Annotated in this window: 16 protein-coding genes; 12 read left to right on the top strand and 4 right to left on the bottom strand. The window is 61.7% G+C overall.

Annotation, left to right across the window (positions count from 1 at the left end; all coding sequences use genetic code 11):
• The coding region (locus tag V8J63_RS16010; protein ID WP_336464320.1) for a DUF4329 domain-containing protein at positions 1-2,946 on the bottom strand (2,946 nt) is incomplete at its 3' end.
• Between the two features lie 301 nt (positions 2,947-3,247).
• Between V8J63_RS16010 and urtA the strand changes: the two genes are divergently transcribed.
• The 11 genes from urtA to ureC all read left to right on the top strand — a co-directional run bounded on the left by urtA (position 3,248) and on the right by ureC (position 13,651).
• A complete protein-coding gene (urtA, locus tag V8J63_RS16005) occupies positions 3,248-4,513 on the top strand; it encodes an urea ABC transporter substrate-binding protein (RefSeq protein WP_336464319.1) in 1,266 nt (421 codons plus the stop codon).
• Between the two features lie 215 nt (positions 4,514-4,728).
• Positions 4,729-6,231: an urea ABC transporter permease subunit UrtB gene (gene urtB / locus V8J63_RS16000; RefSeq protein WP_336464318.1), complete on the top strand. Its 1,503-nt coding sequence runs from the start codon at positions 4,729-4,731 to the stop codon at positions 6,229-6,231.
• Positions 6,231-7,310, top strand: a complete 1,080-nt coding sequence (urtC, locus tag V8J63_RS15995) for an urea ABC transporter permease subunit UrtC (protein WP_122751722.1) — start codon at positions 6,231-6,233, stop codon at positions 7,308-7,310. The genes urtB and urtC overlap by 1 nt, the downstream gene beginning before the upstream one ends.
• Positions 7,307-8,176: an urea ABC transporter ATP-binding protein UrtD gene (gene urtD / locus V8J63_RS15990; protein WP_442963528.1), complete on the top strand. Its 870-nt coding sequence runs from the start codon at positions 7,307-7,309 to the stop codon at positions 8,174-8,176. Before urtC ends, urtD begins: the two co-directional genes overlap by 4 nt.
• 135 nt (positions 8,177-8,311) lie before the next feature.
• Complete coding sequence (gene urtE / locus V8J63_RS15985) at positions 8,312-9,010, top strand: urea ABC transporter ATP-binding subunit UrtE (protein WP_016771889.1); 699 nt, start codon at positions 8,312-8,314, stop codon at positions 9,008-9,010.
• A gap of 44 nt (positions 9,011-9,054) precedes the next feature.
• A complete protein-coding gene (locus V8J63_RS15980; RefSeq protein WP_336464317.1) occupies positions 9,055-9,894 on the top strand; it encodes an urease accessory protein UreD in 840 nt (279 codons plus the stop codon).
• Between the two features lie 227 nt (positions 9,895-10,121).
• Positions 10,122-10,424, top strand: coding sequence for an urease subunit gamma (gene ureA, locus V8J63_RS15975; RefSeq protein WP_003221215.1), 303 nt, complete (start codon positions 10,122-10,124; stop codon positions 10,422-10,424).
• 9 nt (positions 10,425-10,433) lie between these two features.
• A complete protein-coding gene (locus V8J63_RS15970; RefSeq protein ID WP_336464316.1) occupies positions 10,434-10,967 on the top strand; it encodes a GNAT family N-acetyltransferase in 534 nt (177 codons plus the stop codon).
• Between the two features lie 5 nt (positions 10,968-10,972).
• On the top strand, positions 10,973-11,509 hold the full coding sequence (locus V8J63_RS15965; protein WP_073471741.1) for a GNAT family N-acetyltransferase: 537 nt from the start codon (positions 10,973-10,975) through the stop codon (positions 11,507-11,509).
• Positions 11,506-11,811, top strand: a complete 306-nt coding sequence (locus V8J63_RS15960) for an urease subunit beta (protein ID WP_024011400.1) — start codon at positions 11,506-11,508, stop codon at positions 11,809-11,811. The genes V8J63_RS15965 and V8J63_RS15960 overlap by 4 nt, the downstream gene beginning before the upstream one ends.
• 139 nt (positions 11,812-11,950) lie before the next feature.
• On the top strand, positions 11,951-13,651 hold the full coding sequence (gene ureC, locus V8J63_RS15955; protein ID WP_336464315.1) for an urease subunit alpha: 1,701 nt from the start codon (positions 11,951-11,953) through the stop codon (positions 13,649-13,651).
• A 60-nt stretch (positions 13,652-13,711) separates the two neighbouring features.
• On the opposite strand, the gene V8J63_RS15950 is transcribed toward ureC, so the two are convergent.
• From V8J63_RS15950 to V8J63_RS15940, 3 genes are all read right to left on the bottom strand, one after another.
• On the bottom strand, positions 13,712-15,112 hold the full coding sequence (locus tag V8J63_RS15950; RefSeq protein ID WP_336464314.1) for a hypothetical protein: 1,401 nt from the start codon (positions 15,110-15,112) through the stop codon (positions 13,712-13,714).
• Between the two features lie 207 nt (positions 15,113-15,319).
• Positions 15,320-15,625 carry a chaperone modulator CbpM gene (locus tag V8J63_RS15945; RefSeq protein WP_016771896.1) on the bottom strand — a complete coding sequence of 102 codons (306 nt, stop codon included), beginning with the start codon at positions 15,623-15,625 and terminating at the stop codon, positions 15,320-15,322.
• A 23-nt stretch (positions 15,626-15,648) separates the two neighbouring features.
• The gene (locus V8J63_RS15940; protein ID WP_110603615.1) at positions 15,649-16,593 is read right to left on the bottom strand and encodes a DnaJ C-terminal domain-containing protein; all 945 of its coding nucleotides are present in this window, start codon (positions 16,591-16,593) and stop codon (positions 15,649-15,651) included.
• A gap of 290 nt (positions 16,594-16,883) precedes the next feature.
• Here V8J63_RS15940 and V8J63_RS15935 point away from each other — a divergent pair, with 290 nt between their 5' ends.
• Positions 16,884-18,158, top strand: a complete 1,275-nt coding sequence (locus V8J63_RS15935) for an Hsp70 family protein (protein ID WP_336464313.1) — start codon at positions 16,884-16,886, stop codon at positions 18,156-18,158.
• Positions 18,159-18,229 lie beyond the last annotated feature (71 nt).

The raw sequence follows: 18,229 nt of genomic DNA, 5'->3' as shown, positions 1-18,229 counted from the left end.
GTCGAAATTTTCGCGTGTCACTTCAATCGGCGAGGTAGCGACGTAGAGGCCGTCGGAGCGTTTCAGAATGACACCGCCATAGAGCTTGTCGGTGCTCTGCGGCAACAGCGATCGGGCATGCACTGCCGCATCGTCGGCACTGTGAAAAACCGGCCCCAGGGCGCGTCGCTGCAGATTTGCGTAAGGCTGCCAGGTTTTCTTGACCAAACCCGGCCGGTCCCAGCACAGACTCGTACGCAGCACGTCAAGTTGACCACTGTCGACCACGGTGTGTACGAAGTCGGATGGCAACAGCCTTTGCGCAGCGAGATCGTCCTTGAGCGTTTGCAGCGTCGTCTGCGAGCTGTCGTCGTAGAACAACTTGCTGGAGCTGTTGAACACATACCTGAGCAGAGCACCATCACCGCTGGCGATATACAAAGTTCTGTGCCGGCCAGTGGCGACGACCGGGCGCCGCTCGGAGAGATACATGGCAACGGTCAGCGTCTCCGGCGTGACGAAGTAATGCGCGAGCCAGTCCTGGGGATGGCGCAAGGTTTCCCCGATTCGCTGGTGCATGTAATACACGGCATGCAGGTCGAAGCCATCCGGGTACTGATACCAGGGAGCTGTCCTGCTGGAACTGAACACCGACTCCTGACGAAACAGATTGGTGCCGCTATCGCTGACGGGTATCAGCTCGCTGGCGATGTATTCCTCCCGCCCCACGTGCTTGAGAATGAAGCCGAACCAGGTTTTCTTTTCGTCGTGCAAATGCACGTCAGTACTGGATTGACTCAGTGCTGCCTCGTCCGCCGAGGAAAACACCGCACCAAAGAAAATCCTCGCAGGACGCTTCCACGGCAGTGTTGTGGCGCCAGGCGCAGGCACTTGCGTTGGCGGATATGGCTGCAAAGAGAGATCTGGCAATGACGGTTTCGGTAACGTCGGCAGCGGCGGCTCCGACTCGCCTGGTTCAGCCACAGACGCTATTGGCAGGCTCCAGTCAGCGCCGATTTGCCCGCGATAGCCCCACAGTGCGTGATCGATCAGGTTGAACAAGACGCCGGCCTGCGCCTGTTCACGCACAAAGGCCTGTGGCCGTTCAGTGCCGTTGCGCAGCGCACTGGCAAGCTCGCCCGGGTGCTTGCCAGTGCCGAGGCGTCTGGCCAGCTCCCTGGCGACGATGGTGGTGTAGGGCTGGAACCTGATCAGGCTGTCACCGGCACCAGAGCAATACAGAGCGATCCCGTCGACCAGGGTCTGCCGCAGCTCGTCAACGTTGAGCATCTGCACGTCCAGCAGAGCCTCGGCACGGGTCCAGCGCAGATACCGGATATGCACCGGGTCAAGTTGCGAAAGCGCAACGTGAGCGACATAACGCGCATGCATGGTGTGGTCGTCTGGAAACACCGGCCGACCGTGATTGTCCAGAGGATAAAGCCGCCCCTGGCTGAGCGTATCGATATCCCCGGGCAAGGGTTCGGTCACCACGAAACGCTTGTCGCTACGCTGAAAAACATACCCCGCGTGCTGCTGATCACGGCGAATGCCCACGAGCTCATGGGCATGGCGAACCGCATCATCGGCCGCCAGAAAAGCCCGGCTCAATCGCGGCCAGGGGAAATTGGCGAAGGGCTGCCATTGCAGATCCACCGGACCCAGATGCGCCCACAACGCACTGCCGCGCACGACCTCCAGGGTCCCGGCCAGTACCAGCATCGAAACAAATGCGCGGGTATCCAGTGTGCCGGCCAACAGCCTTGCCTGCACACCGTTGTCACTGACCGTGCCGTCCGACTGCGTAACGCTCAGTGCCGCTTCGATCGAATCGCCGCTGAAGCGGTACTTCAACATCGCATGATCCTGCGCCCGCATGTACAGCGACAACGCACGCCCCGCTTGCGCCAGATGTTGGCTGCGGGCATTCGCTTCGATAGCCCAGGCGATCTCCCGGGGCGTGAAGAAGTTCTCGTAGAGCCACGGCTGGCCAGGTGGAAACTGTGCAGGGTCGGGCCGCGAGGCAAAGTAAAAGCCCTCCAGCAAATACCCCCTGGGCAGCTGCAATTGCCCTTGGGCATCAACCGGAAATATTCGCTCAGGATCCCAAGCGGCGAGCCCGGCCGGCCGCGCATGGGTGGCCACATACTCCTCGCCAACCAATTTTTTCAATATCAGGCCCGTCGTCTGCGCGCCTCTGGATTTCAACGCGGCCAGCACGGCGCGTTCGGCATTGACGCAGACACGGGTCATCAGCGGCAGTTCGGTGACCACACCCTTTGAAAACGACGCGCCGGCCTTCCAGTCCGCAGGTACGCGCCCCACCGAGTAACCCCAGTCGGCATTCGAAACAATGACTTTCAGTTCACCCACAGTCGCCAGCTTGTTGATCACCGCCATCACGTCATAGGCCCCAGCCGGATGGCCCGACGGCCCGCCGGACTGCTGCCAGAGAAAGTAGTCGCGTTCCTCGGGCGAGCCGCTCGAGACGTATTTGAGCAAGCTGCCATCCGGGCCTGAAAGGTAAGCGCTGCGGAAAAAATCCCGCGCCGACACATCGCCAATGAAATCGCCGCCTGAATAGAAACTCATGAACAGCCGGAGCAGTGTTTCATCCTGACGCCGATTGCCATTGCGGAACTCGGCATGGATCGGCGGATGGCTGTGAACGCTGGCGACGCACCGGTAGCCCAGCGGATGAAGCATGCCGCCAAGGACATCGGTCTGCACAATTGTGCCGAAGTCAAAACCCGTGGCTTGCCCGGCGATGGGTGAAGTGGCGAGCAATTTCCCGTCCGGACGCAGCAGGATCACGCTGCCGTACTCTTTGTCCGGGTTGAGTGGAATCCGCGTGTGCACCCAATAGGCGGCGTCCTCTTCAGTCAGAAAGGCCGGGCTCAGTGGCGGCAGCTTGAACGTTGCGGAAGAACTTGCGGTACGACCGGATCGGCCTGAGACATGACTCATAAAAACCTGCGCTGAGAATCGGGATGAGCGCGTGAGTGTGGGCCGTCGGTTTTCACCTGCTGTGGTACATGTTTATCGTTTCTGTATCCGCATCTGCGCGACAGTCCGCGCCCCAATCTGGCGCAACTGGACGCACCACCGCCCGACTACCGTCCCCTCCTGGTGCACGCCCACAGCGCGCAAGCGCTCTGGCACGACATTTTCTTGCCTGAACGCGACCGGGCACAGCCTTTGCAAAACACACTTTCAGTCGTTCGCATCTGCCAACCAGAAAAAATCGAATGTTCATGGAGATCGCACAATGAAGCGTCGCAGTTTGATCAAGGCTTTCACACTCACGGCATCCATTGCCGCGATGGGCATGACCTGGACTGTCCAGGCCGCCGAGACCATCAAGGTCGGGATTCTGCATTCGTTGTCCGGGACCATGGCGATCTCCGAAACGTCGCTCAAGGACATGGCGCTGATGACCATCGACGAGATCAACGCCAAGGGCGGTGTGAACGGCAAGATGCTCGAGCCGGTGGTGGTCGATCCCGCTTCCAACTGGCCGCTGTTCGCCGAAAAGGGCCGACAGCTGCTGACCCAGGACAAGGTCGCGGTGGTGTTCGGCTGCTGGACCTCGGTTTCGCGTAAATCGGTATTGCCGGTGTTCGAAGAGCTCAACGGTCTGCTGTTCTATCCGGTGCAGTACGAAGGCGAAGAGATGTCGCCGAACGTCTTCTACACCGGCGCCGCGCCGAACCAGCAAGCGATCCCCGCCGTTGAATACCTGATGAGCGAAGAAGGCGGCAGCGCCAAGCGCTACTTCCTGCTCGGCACCGACTACGTCTACCCGCGCACCACCAACAAGATCCTGCGTGCGTTCCTGCATTCCAAAGGCGTGGCCGACAAGGACATCGAAGAGGTCTACACGCCGTTCGGTCACAGCGATTACCAGACCATCGTTGCCAACATCAAAAAATTCTCCGCCGGCGGCAAGACTGCCGTCATCTCGACCGTCAATGGCGACTCCAACGTGCCGTTCTACAAAGAGCTGGCCAACCAGGGCTTGAAAGCCACCGATATACCGGTGGTGGCGTTCTCGGTCGGTGAAGAAGAACTGCGCGGCATCGACACCAAACCGCTGGTGGGCAACCTCGCGGCGTGGAACTACTTCGAGTCGGTGGAGAATCCTGCGAACAAGAAATTCGTCGCGGACTGGAAAGCCTATGCGAAAAAACACAATCTGCCGGGCGCCGATAAAGCCGTGACCAACGACCCGATGGAAGCCACCTACGTCGGCATCCACATGTGGGCGCAGGCGGTCGAGAAAGCCAAATCCACTGACGTCGACAAAGTGCGCGAAGCACTGGCCGGGCAGACCTTCGCCGCACCATCGGGCTATACCCTGACCATGGACAAGACCAATCACCACCTGCACAAGCCCGTGATGATCGGCGAAATCCAGAGCGACGGTCAGTTCAACGTCGTGTGGCAGACCGAAGGCCCGATCCGCGCGCAACCATGGAGCCCGTACATTCAGGGCAACGACAAGAAGCCGGATTATGCGGTGAAGAGCAACTGAGGCGAATTCAGTTTTTGAGGCGAGCATGAGACTTCCCCCTCACCCCAGCCCTCTCCCTCAGGGAGAGGGGGAAAGGGAGCCGATCTTCATGCTCTTCAAACCCTGAGTTCGACTCAAGTTCGCAAGTCGCAGCACATCGTCCAGACACCTCGGTCAGTCCCCTCTCCCTCCGGGAGAGGGTTAGGGTGAGGGGGCGGTTGAACAGGACACCACTAATGCCCACTGCCATACACCGCGTACTTCTCGCCATCGCACTGTTGCTGCCACTCCTGGCCCACGCCGGCGATGCCGAAGACTTCGTCGCGGCCAATCCAATGCAACAGGCCAAATTGCTGGAAGCCTGGGCCGCGCAGCCCGATCCGGCGCGTATCGAATTGCTCAACGCCCTGCAACAAGGCGAGCTGACGATCGGCGGCCAAGCGAAAACCCTGCGCCTGAACAATCGCCTGCGGGGTCTGATCGACACCGCGATGGCCAGCCATCAATTGCTCGCCGCTGACGGCAAAATCCGGCTGAGCGCCGCGCAGCAATTGCAGAAAAGCGCGAAACCCGCGCAGCTGAAATTTCTCGACCGGCAGCTCGCTGAGGAAAAAGATGAAAGCGTGCATGCCGCCTTGAGCCTGGCGCTGGCCAATCTGCAACTGGTCGACAGCGACCCGGCGGTGCGCCTTGCAGCGGTGCGGTTGCTCGGTGAAACCGGCGACCCGCTGGCACGCACACGCCTTGAAGGTCTGCTCGAACCGGGCGTGGAAAGCGATGCCGGCGTGCGCACCGCCGCTGAAACCAGCCTCGCGCAGGTCAAGCGCAAATTGCTGATCGGCGAAGTCCTCGGCCAGGCCTTCAGCGGCATGTCGCTGGGCTCGATTCTGCTGCTCGCTGCCCTCGGTCTGGCGATCACCTTCGGCCTGCTCGGGGTGATCAACATGGCTCACGGCGAGATGCTCATGCTCGGCGCCTACTCGACCTATGTCGTGCAGCTGATGTTTCAGCGTTACGCGCCGCAGGCCATCGAGTTCTATCCGCTGATCGCGCTGCCGGTGGCGTTTTTCGTCACCGCCGCCATTGGCATGGCGCTGGAGCGCACGGTGATTCGCCATCTCTATGGTCGGCCGCTGGAAACCCTGCTCGCGACCTGGGGCATCAGCCTGATGCTGATCCAACTGGTGCGGCTGGTGTTCGGTGCGCAGAACGTTGAAGTGGCCAACCCGGCGTGGCTGTCCGGCGGTATTCAAGTGCTGCCCAATCTGGTGCTGCCGTACAACCGCATCGTCATCATCGCTTTCGCATTGTTCGTGGTGGTGCTGACCTGGCTGCTGCTGAACAAGACCCGCCTCGGCCTCAACGTGCGCGCCGTCACCCAGAACCGCAACATGGCCGCCTGCTGCGGCGTGCCTACCGGGCGCGTCGACATGCTCGCCTTCGGCCTCGGCTCGGGCATCGCCGGATTGGGCGGCGTGGCGCTGAGCCAGATCGGCAACGTCGGTCCCGACCTTGGCCAGAGCTACATCATCGACTCGTTCCTGGTGGTGGTGCTCGGCGGCGTCGGCCAACTGGCCGGTAGCGTGCTCGCGGCGTTTGGCCTGGGCATCGCCAACAAGATTCTCGAACCGCAGATCGGTGCGGTGCTCGGTAAGATCCTGATCCTCGCGCTGATCATTCTGTTCATTCAGAAACGTCCGCAAGGCCTCTTCGCACTGAAAGGACGGGTGATCGACTGATGAACCAGCCTCTGTTAGTCACGGCCACACAAAAGGCCGGGCCGAAAGTCACGCTCGCGGTCGGCGGTGTGATCCTCGCGCTGCTGATCGTTCTGCCGCTGCTCTCGTTGTTGTCGCCAGACAATGCCCTGCACGTCTCGGCCTACACGCTGACCCTGGTCGGCAAAATCCTCTGCTACGCCATCGTCGCCCTGGCGCTGGATCTGGTCTGGGGTTACGCCGGCCTGCTGTCGCTGGGCCACGGTCTGTTCTTCGCCCTCGGCGGGTACGCGATGGGCATGTACCTGATGCGGCAGGCGGCCGGCGATGGCTTGCCGGCGTTCATGACTTTCCTGTCGTGGAGCGAATTGCCGTGGTACTGGACCGGCACCAGCAGCTTTATCTGGGCCATGTGTCTGGTGGTGCTGGCGCCGGGTCTGCTGGCGCTGGTGTTCGGCTTTTTCGCCTTCCGTTCGCGGATCAAGGGCGTGTATTTCTCGATCATGACCCAGGCCCTGACCTTCGCCGGCATGCTCCTGTTTTTCCGCAACGAGACCGGGTTTGGCGGCAACAACGGCTTTACAAACTTCCGCACGATCCTCGGCTTCGGCATTACCGAACCGGGCACCCGCGCGGTGCTGTTTCTGGCCACGGTGTTGCTGCTGGTGGCGAGCCTGTTCATCGGCTGGCGCCTGGCGCAAAGCAAGTTCGGTCGGGTGCTGACGGCGTTGCGCGATGCGGAAAACCGTTTGATGTTCTGCGGCTACGACCCGCGCGGTTTCAAGCTGTTCGTCTGGGTATTGAGTGCGGTGTTGTGCGGCCTCGCCGGAGCGCTGTACGTGCCGCAGGTCGGCATCATCAACCCCAGCGAAATGTCGCCGACCAATTCGATCGAAGCGGCGGTGTGGGTCGCCCTTGGCGGGCGCGGCACGCTGATCGGGCCGCTGCTCGGCGCCGGCGTGGTCAACGGCATGAAGAGCTGGTTCACCGTGGCCTTCCCGGAATACTGGCTGTTCTTCCTCGGTGCGCTGTTCATCGTCGTGACGTTGTACCTGCCCAAGGGCGTGATCGGTCTGCTGAAGAAACGAGGTGAACAATGAGAGTCACAGCGAGTGCTGAATTCATGCTGGAGCCGGCGTTTTTCCCCGTGGAACCGAACAAGGACGAAGGCACCAGTCGCGACTCGATCGGCCTCGGCCAGCGCGTCGGCCCGGGCCTCGATACGCGCCACGGCACGATCCTGACCCTGGAAGACATCAGCGTCAGCTTCGATGGCTTCCGTGCCTTGAACAATCTCAACCTGTACATCGGCGTCGGCGAACTGCGCTGCATCATCGGCCCCAACGGCGCGGGCAAGACCACGCTGATGGACGTGATCACCGGCAAGACCCGGCCCAGCCACGGCAAGGCCTGGTTCGGTGAAACCCTCGACCTGACGCAGATGAGCGAAGTGCAGATTGCCCAGTCCGGCATCGGCCGCAAGTTTCAGAAACCGACGGTATTCGAAGCCTTGAGCGTGTTTGAAAACCTGGAGCTGGCGCAGAAGACCGACAAGTCGGTGTGGGCCAGTTTGCGTGCGCGCTTGAGTGGCGAGCAGAAGGAACGCATCAGCGAAGTGCTCGAGACGATTCGCCTGACCACCTCGGTCAATCGCCAGGCCGGGCTGTTGTCCCACGGCCAGAAGCAGTTTCTCGAGATCGGCATGTTGCTGATGCAGGACCCGCAATTGCTCCTGCTCGACGAACCGGTGGCGGGCATGACCGACGCCGAAACCGAGTTCACCGCCGAGCTGTTCAAATCGCTGGCGGGCAAGCATTCGCTGATGGTGGTCGAGCACGACATGGGCTTTGTCGGCTCGATTGCCGACCACGTCACGGTGCTGCATCAGGGCAGCGTGCTGGCCGAGGGCTCGCTTGAGCAAGTGCAGGAAAACGAGCGGGTGATCGAGGTCTACCTCGGCCGCTGAAGACCTAGATCGTTCCCACGCTCTGCGTGGGAATGCCGCCATGGACGCTATGCGTCCGCCGTTATGTGACGCGGAGCGTCACGGGATGCGTTCCCACGCAGAGCGTGGGAACGATCACCGGGGGAGAATTTGGACATGCTGCAAGTCGACAAGCTGCATCAGTACTACGGCGGTAGCCACATCCTGCGCGGCCTGAGCTTTGACGTGAAGGTCGGCGAAGTGACCTGCCTGCTCGGCCGTAACGGCGTGGGCAAGACCACCCTGCTCAAATGCCTGATGGGCCTGCTGCCGGCCAAGGAAGGTGCGGTGAACTGGGAAGGCAAACCGATCACCACGTTCAAACCGCATCAGCGTGTGCATGCCGGTATCGCCTACGTGCCACAGGGTCGTGAGATCTTCGGGCGCCTGACGGTAGAAGAAAATCTGCTGATGGGCCTGTCGCGCTTTCCAGGCTCAGAAGCCAAAGAAGTTCCAGGTTTCATCTACGAACTGTTCCCGGTGCTGCTACAAATGAAGCAGCGCCGTGGCGGCGATCTGTCCGGTGGTCAGCAACAGCAACTGGCGATCGGCCGCGCATTGGCCAGCCGCCCGCGCCTGCTGATTCTTGATGAGCCCACCGAAGGCATTCAACCGTCGGTGATCAAGGAAATCGGTGCGGTGATCAAGCAGCTCGCGGCGCGCGGTGACATGGCGATTCTGCTGGTCGAGCAGTTCTACGATTTCGCCGCCGAACTGGCCGATCAATACCTGGTGATGTCGCGGGGCGAGATCGTCCAGCAGGGTCGCGGCGAAAATATGGAGGCCGAGGGTGTACGCGGGCTGGTCACGATCTAACGCGCCGGTCTAATCTGTAGCTTCCTAACGATAATCACAAAACCATGAATTCGATTGTTGCACCTGCCCTGTTTACCCCGAGCTGGCACGCCGAGCTGGAACTGGCCTACGCGCGTTTCGGCGATTGCACGCGCCCGGTCATGCGCCGTCACCTCGGCCCGCTGCGGGTGCAAAAGCATCTGTACGCCGAAGGCCCCGAGGTCTGCCAGCACATCATCGTCCACCCACCGGGCGGAATTGCCGGTGGTGATCGGCTCGATATCAGCGCGCGCGTCGAGCACAACGCCTGGGCACAGATCACCAGCCCCGGCGCCGCCAAGTGGTATCGCGCGGGCGGGCCGGCTTATCAGCAGCTCGACTTTCAAGTCGCTGCCGGCGCGACCCTGGAATGGCTGCCGCAGGAAACCATCGTCTACAGCGCCGCGCAGGCCGAGTTGAGCACAACGATCGAGCTCGAAGGCGATGCGCGGCTGTTCTACTGGGACGTGGTGGCGCTCGGTCGTCCGGCCAGCGGCGAGCGTTTTGACCTCGGGCATTTTCAGGCGCACCTGGACATCCGCCGCGATGGTCAGTTGCTCTGGCACGAACGGCAGCGCATTGTCGGTGCGGACGGTTTACTCGACTCGCCGATCGGCCTGGATGGTAATCCGGTGTTTGCGACGTTGTTGGTCACCGGTGAAATCGATGCTGAATTGCTGGAGCGTTGCCGCTCGCTGGGGCATGAGGTACGCGGGGATTTGACTCAGTTGCCGGGACTGCTGGTGGCTCGTTGCCTGGCCAGTGAGGCGTTGCTCGCCCGCGCCTGGCTCATCGATTTGTGGCGATTGCTCAGACCTGTGCTGCTGGGGCGCGAAGCTATCGCGCCAAGAATATGGAGCACCTGAAACCCCGACCCTCACCCCCCGCCCTCTCCCGGAGGGAGAGGGAGCCTGACCGAGTCGTCTGATATGAATTTATCTGCCTGAACGAATATTGCTGACTGAATTGGCCATTGAAAACAACCAAGATCAGTCCCCTCTCCCTCGGGAGAGGGCTAGGGTGAGGGGCTGCTCCAACTGGCACCCCACACTTCTCGAGAGCCACCCGAATCTGCCCTGATGGAACCCGAACCATGGACCTGACCCCACGCGAAAAAGACAAGCTGCTGATCTTCACCGCCGGCCTCGTCGCCGAGCGGCGGCTGGCCCGTGGCGTGAAACTCAACTACCCGGAAGCCATGGCCTACATCTCCGCCGCGCTGCTCGAGGGCGCCCGCGACGGCCAGACCGTGGCCGAGCTGATGCATTACGGCACCACCCTGCTCAGCCGCGAACAAGTGATGGAAGGCATCCCGGAAATGATCCCGGAGATCCAGGTCGAGGCGACGTTCCCCGACGGCACCAAACTGGTCACCGTTCACCAGCCGATCGTCTGAGGCCGCGCCATGACTTACAGCATTCGCGATGCGAGCCGGGCCGACCTGCCGGCGATCCGCGACATCTACAACGACGCCGTGCTCAACACCACGGCGATCTGGAACGAACAAGCGGTCGACCTCGGCAATCGCCAGGCATGGTTCGACGCGCGTCAGTTGCAGGCGTACCCGATTCTGGTGATCGCCGACCGTGAAAACGCAGTGCTGGGTTATGCCTCGTTCGGCGACTGGCGGCCGTTCGACGGTTTCCGCCACACCGTCGAGCACTCGGTGTACGTGCGCAGCGATCAACGCGGCAACGGCCTCGGCCCGCAACTGATGACCGCGCTGATCGAACGCGCCCGCACTTGCGGCAAACACGTCATGGTCGCCGCCATCGAAAGCGGCAACGCCGCGTCGATCCGCCTGCACGAGCGCGCCGGTTTCCGCATCACCGGGCAGATGCCGCAAGTGGGCACCAAGTTCGGCCGCTGGCTCGATCTGACCTTCATGCAGTTGACCCTCAATCCCGGCGCACAGCCGCCGGGTGCCCACAAGGAGTGATGTCGATGAACGCCGCCCAGTTGCGCCGCGTCAACGCTGAAAGCTTTGCCCACTATCGCCAGGGCCTGATCGATCTGCTGCTCGACGCCGTCGGTTACGGCGCCAGCGTCGGCTTCATGGCCGACCTCGATGCCGCCCAGGCGCGCGCGTATTTCGATGAGGTGCAGGACAACATCAACAAGGGCAGCACGCTGCTCTGGGTGGTGGTGAAGGACGAGCAGGTGCTGGCCAGCGTGCAACTGGGCCTGTGCCAGAAGGCCAATGGTCTGAACCGCGCCGAAGTGCAGAAACTGCTGGTGCGCGAACACGCGCGGCGCCGTGGTCTCGGCCAGCAACTGATGCAGGCGCTGGAACTCGAAGCGCCCAAGCACAAGCGCGGCATGCTCTATCTCGACACCGAGGCCGGCTCGCCGGCAGAAGATTTCTACAAGGCGCTGGGCTACGTGCGCGCCGGCGAAATTCCTGATTACGCCTGCGACCCCAACGGCACCTATCGCCCCACCGCCCTCTATTACAAAGTCCTGCAAGGAGCCCAGCGATGATTCCTGGCCAATACCAGATTCAGCCCGGCGACATCGAACTCAACGTCGGCCGCCGCACCGTGAGCCTGAAAGTCGCCAACAGCGGCGACCGGCCGATCCAGGTCGGTTCGCACTTTCACTTTTTCGAAACCAACGACGCGCTGACCTTCGACCGTGCCGCCAGTCGCGGCATGCGCCTGAACATCCCCGCCGGCACCGCCGTGCGCTTCGAGCCGGGGCAAAGCCGTGAAGTCGAGCTGGTCGATTACGCCGGGCATCGCCGGGTGTTCGGCTTTGCCGGCCGCATCATGGGTGATCTCTAAACAACACGGTGCCCGCTCTGGCCCCTTCGCGAGCAGGCTCGCTCCCACATGAGAACGCGATCAAATGTGGGAGCGAGCCTGCTCGCGAAAGCGAGTAATGCGAGCGATTTCAGACCCAATTGAATCTCAAGGCATGCCCATGAAAATCTCCAGACAAGCCTACGCCGACATGTTCGGCCCCACCGTCGGCGACAAGGTGCGCCTGGCCGATACCGAGCTGTGGATCGAAGTCGAAAAGGACTTCACCACCTACGGCGAGGAAGTGAAGTTCGGTGGCGGCAAAGTGATCCGCGACGGCCAGGGCCAGAGTCAGTTGCTCGCCGCCGAAGTGGTCGACACGCTGATCACCAACGCGCTGATCATCGACCACTGGGGCATCGTCAAGGCCGATGTCGGCCTCAAGGACGGGCGCATCGCCGCGATCGGCAAGGCCGGCAACCCCGATGTGCAGCCCAACGTGACCATCGCCATCGGCGCCGGCACCGAAGTGATTGCCGGCGAAGGCATGATCCTCACCGCTGGCGGCATCGACACGCATATCCACTTCATCTGCCCGCAGCAGATCGAAGAAGCGTTGATGAGCGGCGTCACCACCATGATCGGCGGCGGCACCGGTCCCGCTACCGGCACCAACGCCACCACCTGCACCTCCGGCCCGTGGCATCTGGCGCGCATGCTCCAGGCCGCCGATGCCTTCCCGATGAACATCGGCCTCACCGGCAAAGGCAACGCCAGCCTGCCGGAGCCGTTGATCGAACAGGTCAAGGCCGGCGCCATCGGCCTCAAGCTGCACGAAGACTGGGGCACCACCCCGGCGAGCATCGACAACTGCCTCAACGTCGCCGACCAGTACGACGTGCAGGTAGCGATCCACACCGACACCCTCAACGAATCCGGCTTCGTCGAAACCACCCTTGGCGCATTCAAGGGCCGCACCATCCACACCTATCACACCGAAGGTGCCGGTGGCGGCCACGCGCCGGACATCATCAAGGCCTGCGGTTTCCCCAACGTGCTGCCGAGTTCGACCAACCCGACCCGGCCGTTCACCCGCAACACCATCGACGAACACCTCGACATGCTGATGGTCTGCCACCACCTCGACCCGAGCATTGCCGAAGACGTCGCCTTCGCCGAAAGCCGTATCCGCCGCGAAACCATTGCCGCTGAAGACATCCTCCACGACCTCGGCGCGTTCTCGATGATCAGCTCCGACAGTCAGGCCATGGGCCGCGTCGGTGAAGTCATCACGCGCACCTGGCAGACCGCAGACAAGATGAAAAAACAGCGCGGCCCACTGCCCCAGGACGGCGAGGGCAACGACAACTTCCGCGCCAAGCGTTACATCGCCAAGTACACCATCAACCCGGCGATCACCCACGGCATCAGCCATGAAGTCGGTTCGATCGAAGTCGGCAAGTGGGCCGATCTGGTGCTGTGGCGCCCGGCGTTCTTTGGTGTGAAGCCGACGCTGATTCTCAAGGGTGGCGCGATTGCCGCGAGCCTGATGGGCGATGCCAACGCCTCGATTCCGACGCCGCAACCGGTGCACTACCGCCCGATGTTCGCCAGCTACGGTGGCTCGCTGCACGCCACCAGCCTGACCTTTATCAGCCAGGCGGCGCAGGAGGCCGGATTGCCAGAGGCCTTGGGATTGAAGAAGCAGATCGCTGTGGTGAAGGGCTGCCGCGACGTGCAGAAAACCGACCTCATCCACAACGACTATCTGCCGAACATCGATGTCGATCCGCAGACCTATGAGGTCAAGGCCGATGGCGTGTTGCTGTGGTGCGAACCGGCGGAAACGCTGCCGATGGCGCAGCGCTATTTTCTGTTTTGATCAGGGGGCGCGCTGAATACGGACTCGCTGGTTCGTATTCAGCAGCTATCGCTCAGGCGATCACGGAAACAACTTCGCGATGTCCGCGTCGCTGTAGTTGTAATTGATGCGTAACTCGGTTCCTGCCGGAATATCTTCGGTAGCGAAGATGGCGTTGAGAATGAAGTCGCGGGTGACCAGTTCCTTGCCTATCAACTGTTGCGCTTCAACATCGAATGGCACGAATTCGACGTTATAACCATCCGTGGCCTGGCGAACCGGTTTGCCCGTTGCGTTGTACCAGAAATGCGTATTGATCCTGGAGATGATCGTGTCACCGACCATCGCCAACTGGACGGGGATCAGATATCCAGGTCCCGGCTGGTAACGCACGCCGACCTTCATGGTGTATGACTGCTGGGGGAGCGGCACAAGACGTCCTGGCATGATGGCGCCAGCATAGACGCCGACCACCTCGCCTCGGCTGATGCGCCGGTTGGCAACCACCATGGACTGGCCGATCAGGGCCCGCTCACCGGGCGCACGCATGTCGGCCTCGGTGAACAGTCGCCATTGCAGCTTTTCTTCATACAGCCGCGCGACATGCTCGTAGGCGCCAAACTTGATGTACGGCTTGATCTGCTCGGAGGTGTATCGGCCGCCGTCTTCGAAACGCACGAGGGTCTGGAGCTTCTTAATGCGGATAGGTGTGCCGGCGATGTCCCGGAATGGATATTTGCCGTTATTGGCCCGGTCGTAGACCCCGGGCCGATTGCTGAGAAACGAAAAGCGCGTTTCGCTGCGCATTGCACTCAACTCGTCAGCAGTGAAAGGTTTGACGGGCATCGACTCGGACGCCAGATAGAAATGTTCATCTGCCGCATCGACATCGTCGGGCAGCTCTTCAAGGGCTGACTCATAGTCTTCATCACTCTGCCGCGCCGCCCTGCGGCTTTTACCCGGTACAACGGCGGCGTCCGGCGATGCGCTGAAATCCTCCAGCGAGTACCAGTGCTTGTTCAACGGATCATAGGCAAGCACTGGACCGGACGGCTGCAGCTCGCTGGACAGCCGGGCCCGATGCAGACCGGTCTCGGCATCGACGCCGATCAGCACCGTACCGCCGCCCTGCAAGTCCACGTATTGGCGCCCCTTGAATAGGCGAAACCCGTCAACGTCCGCTTGCGGTAGAGGGGCTGTCGAGGCGATCAGGTAACGCTCCAGCGCGGAGGCTGCGACCGTTGGGACGGAACCCGAGGTAGACGGCGTCGGATGGACTTGCACGCTGTGCGGCGTGGCTGCAATTTCCATTTGCTGCGTGCTACTGCCGGGTTCGCTGGTATCGGGCGGGGTCTTGCGAATGAACGGACCGGGGGTCAGGTGCGGCGACTCGATACCGTGCGTGGCGGAATCCCGGGATGTGCGTCCAGGGGTGGTGATATCGACTGCGCCCGGCTTGGGCGGCTTGGGTCTGACTGGCATTGACAGGCTTCCTTGCAAAGATTGCGCAGCGCTGGCCAGTCTGGCTGGCTGGCGCTACGACCGTCGGCATCCATTGCCAACATGTGCCCGGAAAACTATCAGACCATCCAGCCGGTTCATACCGGGTGAAACACTCGCAAACACTAACCCGGCACAAGCGGGCCGACTCGCGATGAGGCCGAAACAGACCTCATCGCCTCAAACAACTTATTCGACCACCAGCCGCCCCAACCGTTGACGCAACATGCGGTTCTCGGCGCGCAACTGCTTCACCTCATCCAGCAGATCCAGCGCCAGCGCCACGCCTTCCCACTCCAGTTCCAGATCACGGCGCAGCTTCGCCGCGCGCTTGGCCAAGGCCAATTCGTAGTCGGTGAAGCGCCATTCCCGGGGCTGCGCGCCCTGAGGTTCGAGGATGCCGTGCTCGACGATTTCGATCACGTAGACGTCCGACAAATCGGCCGCCTCACAGAATTCTGCCAGGTCCAGTTGAACGATCAGGGGGCTGCTCATGATGGGCTACTCCGTCGTCGGGTTCAGAAGTTCTCTCGCGGATTGAACGCGGCTTTCTTCGCCAGTTCCTGCCACAGCGCCTTGACCTCCTCGTCGGAGGCTTTCGGCATCACGGCCTTGAGCTGCACGAACAGATAACCGCGTTCGCCGGCCTTGTTCAGCAGGCCATGGCCCTTGGCGCGCATGCGCTGGCCGTTCTGGCTGCCGGCCGGGACCTTGAGGTTGATCTTGCCGGTCAGGGTCGGCACGGCCACTTCAGTGCCCAATGCCAACTCCCATGGAGCCAGGGGCAAGGTGATGATCAGGTTTTCGCCTTCGACATCGAATTTCGGGTGCGGCGCAAACCGGATAGTCAGGTACAGATCGCCATTCGCCCCGCCACCGATGCCCGGTGCGCCCTGGCCCTTCAGGCGAATCCGCTCGCCGTCGGTAACGCCGGCCGGAATCTTCACGTTCAGGCTCTTGCTGGTGTTGCTGACATGCTGGCCGTGCGCATTGTATTGCGGCACCTGAAAGGTGACTTTCTTCGATTCGTTCGACAGGGTTTCTTCGAGGAAGACCGGCAGTTCCATTTCCACGTCTTGCCCTCGGCGTCCGCGTGATTGGCGGCTCTCGGCGCCACCGAAACCGGGGCCGCGATTGCCGAAGATCGAACTGAAGAAGTCCGAGAAGTCGCCCGTGTCGCCACCGCCACCGCCGAAGCCGCCGCGGCTCTGCCAGCCCGGCGGGCCCTGGAACGGCTGACCGTGCTGGCCATAACGGCGCAGTTCGTCGTATTCGGCGCGCTTGTCGGCGCTTTTCAGCGCTTCATAGGCTTCCGAGGCGTCCTTGAACTTGGCCTCGGCGTCTTTTTCCTTGCTGACATCGGGGTGGTATTTGCGCGCCAGCTTGCGATAGGCCGCCTTGATGGCCTTGTCGTCGGCTGTCGGCTCCACGCCGAGTATCTTGTAATAGTCTTTGAAGTCCATGGAAGGATCACCATCCGTTATCGATTTCGCGCCGAGACCAGCATGCGCCGATTGGCACGTGCCGGGTTGACCGATCTCAAGTTTGTGACCGGGTGGCGCCGCAGAAGTTTATCGGCAGTGGACGACGGTTCTTGCGACCGCCGGTGTGTCTGCCGGCCCATGCCAGCAAGTTTGGGGCGAAGCGGCGCTTTTCAAGCTGTCTGCCGGCGAAATAGCGGATGACCGGCCTTCGAATCTGCCGCGCACTGACATACACTGCGCGGCCGTTTTTTCACCGGAATCCGAAAGAAATGAAAGACGCCTCTCCAGCCCGTGCCTGCGGCATCGACTTCGGCACGTCCAACTCCACCGTCGGCTGGCTGCGCCCCGGCATGGACACCATGATCGCGCTGGAAGACGACAAGATCACCCTGCCGTCGGTGGTCTTCTTCAACATCGAGGAACGTCGCCCGGTCTACGGTCGCCTGGCCCTGCATGAGTATCTGGAAGGCTACGAAGGCCGGCTGATGCGCTCGTTGAAAAGCCTGCTCGGCTCCAAGCTGATCAAGCACGACACCAGCGTCCTCGGCACGGCGATGCCGTTCAAGGACCTGCTCGGGCTGTTCATCGGCCAGCTCAAGAGCCGCGCCGAAACCGCCGCTGGTCGGGAATTCGACCAAGTGGTGCTGGGTCGTCCGGTGTTCTTCGTCGATGACGATCCGCTGGCTGACCAGGAAGCCGAAGACACCCTGGTCGAAGTGGCGCGCAAAATCGGTTTCAAAGATGTGTCGTTCCAGTACGAACCGATCGCGGCAGCGTTCGACTACGAGTCGACCATCGAGAAAGAAGAGCTGGTGCTGATCGTCGACATCGGCGGTGGTACCTCCGACTTCTCGCTGGTGCGCCTGTCCCCCGATCGTCGTGGTGTCGATAACCGTCACGACGACATCCTCGCCACTGGCGGCGTGCACATCGGCGGGACCGACTTCGACAAACAGCTGAGTCTGCAAGGCCTGATGCCGCTGTTCGGCTACGGCAGCCGCATGAAGAGCGGCGCCTACATGCCGACCAGCCACCACATGAACCTGGCGACCTGGCACACGATCAACTCGGTGTACTCGCAGAAATCCACGCTGGCGCTGGGCAGCATGCGTTACGACATCGAAGACGCCGGCGGCATCGATCGCCTGTTCAAGCTGATCGAACAGCGCGCCGGGCACTGGCTGGCGATGGAAGTGGAAGAAACCAAGATCCAGCTGACCCACGCCGACAGCCGCCACGTGCCGCTGGACCGCATCGAAGCCGGGCTGAGCGTCGAGCTGAGCCGCGCGTTGTTCGAATCGGCGATCGAGGCCTTGCTGGAGCGTGTGCGTGGCAGCGTTACGCAGTTGTTGAATGACGCTGGCGTGGCGGTCGATCAGGTCGACACGGTGTTCTTCACTGGGGGCTCCAGCGGCATCCCGGCCCTGCGCAACAGCGTCTCGGCAATGCTGCCGAACGCCCGGCATGTCGAAGGCAACATCTTTGGCAGCATTGGTAGCGGTTTGGCGATTGAAGCGATGAAGCGTTACGGTTCGATGGCCTGATCACAATCTCTGTGGCGAAGAGCCTTTGTGGCGAGGGGATTTATCCTGTGGCGAGGGGATTTATCCCCGTT

The sequence above is a fragment of the Pseudomonas sp. CCNWLW23 genome (assembly GCF_037095675.1).
Lineage (GTDB): Bacteria > Pseudomonadota > Gammaproteobacteria > Pseudomonadales > Pseudomonadaceae > Aquipseudomonas > Aquipseudomonas atacamensis.
The sequence above is the reverse complement of the archived record's forward strand: the minus strand, read 5'-3'. Positions and strand labels throughout refer to the sequence as shown.

Coding starts and splice junctions, on each gene's coding strand:
- urtA (WP_336464319.1), top strand. CDS start 3,248: ATGAAGCGTCGCAGTTTGATCAAGGCTTTCACACTCACGGCATCCATT.
- urtB (WP_336464318.1), top strand. CDS start 4,729: ATGCCCACTGCCATACACCGCGTACTTCTCGCCATCGCACTGTTGCTG.
- urtC (WP_122751722.1), top strand. CDS start 6,231: ATGAACCAGCCTCTGTTAGTCACGGCCACACAAAAGGCCGGGCCGAAA.
- urtD (WP_442963528.1), top strand. CDS start 7,307: ATGAGAGTCACAGCGAGTGCTGAATTCATGCTGGAGCCGGCGTTTTTC.
- urtE (WP_016771889.1), top strand. CDS start 8,312: ATGCTGCAAGTCGACAAGCTGCATCAGTACTACGGCGGTAGCCACATC.
- V8J63_RS15980 (WP_336464317.1), top strand. CDS start 9,055: ATGAATTCGATTGTTGCACCTGCCCTGTTTACCCCGAGCTGGCACGCC.
- ureA (WP_003221215.1), top strand. CDS start 10,122: ATGGACCTGACCCCACGCGAAAAAGACAAGCTGCTGATCTTCACCGCC.
- V8J63_RS15970 (WP_336464316.1), top strand. CDS start 10,434: ATGACTTACAGCATTCGCGATGCGAGCCGGGCCGACCTGCCGGCGATC.
- V8J63_RS15965 (WP_073471741.1), top strand. CDS start 10,973: ATGAACGCCGCCCAGTTGCGCCGCGTCAACGCTGAAAGCTTTGCCCAC.
- V8J63_RS15960 (WP_024011400.1), top strand. CDS start 11,506: ATGATTCCTGGCCAATACCAGATTCAGCCCGGCGACATCGAACTCAAC.
- ureC (WP_336464315.1), top strand. CDS start 11,951: ATGAAAATCTCCAGACAAGCCTACGCCGACATGTTCGGCCCCACCGTC.
- V8J63_RS15950 (WP_336464314.1), bottom strand. CDS start 15,112: ATGCCAGTCAGACCCAAGCCGCCCAAGCCGGGCGCAGTCGATATCACC.
- V8J63_RS15945 (WP_016771896.1), bottom strand. CDS start 15,625: ATGAGCAGCCCCCTGATCGTTCAACTGGACCTGGCAGAATTCTGTGAG.
- V8J63_RS15940 (WP_110603615.1), bottom strand. CDS start 16,593: ATGGACTTCAAAGACTATTACAAGATACTCGGCGTGGAGCCGACAGCC.
- V8J63_RS15935 (WP_336464313.1), top strand. CDS start 16,884: ATGAAAGACGCCTCTCCAGCCCGTGCCTGCGGCATCGACTTCGGCACG.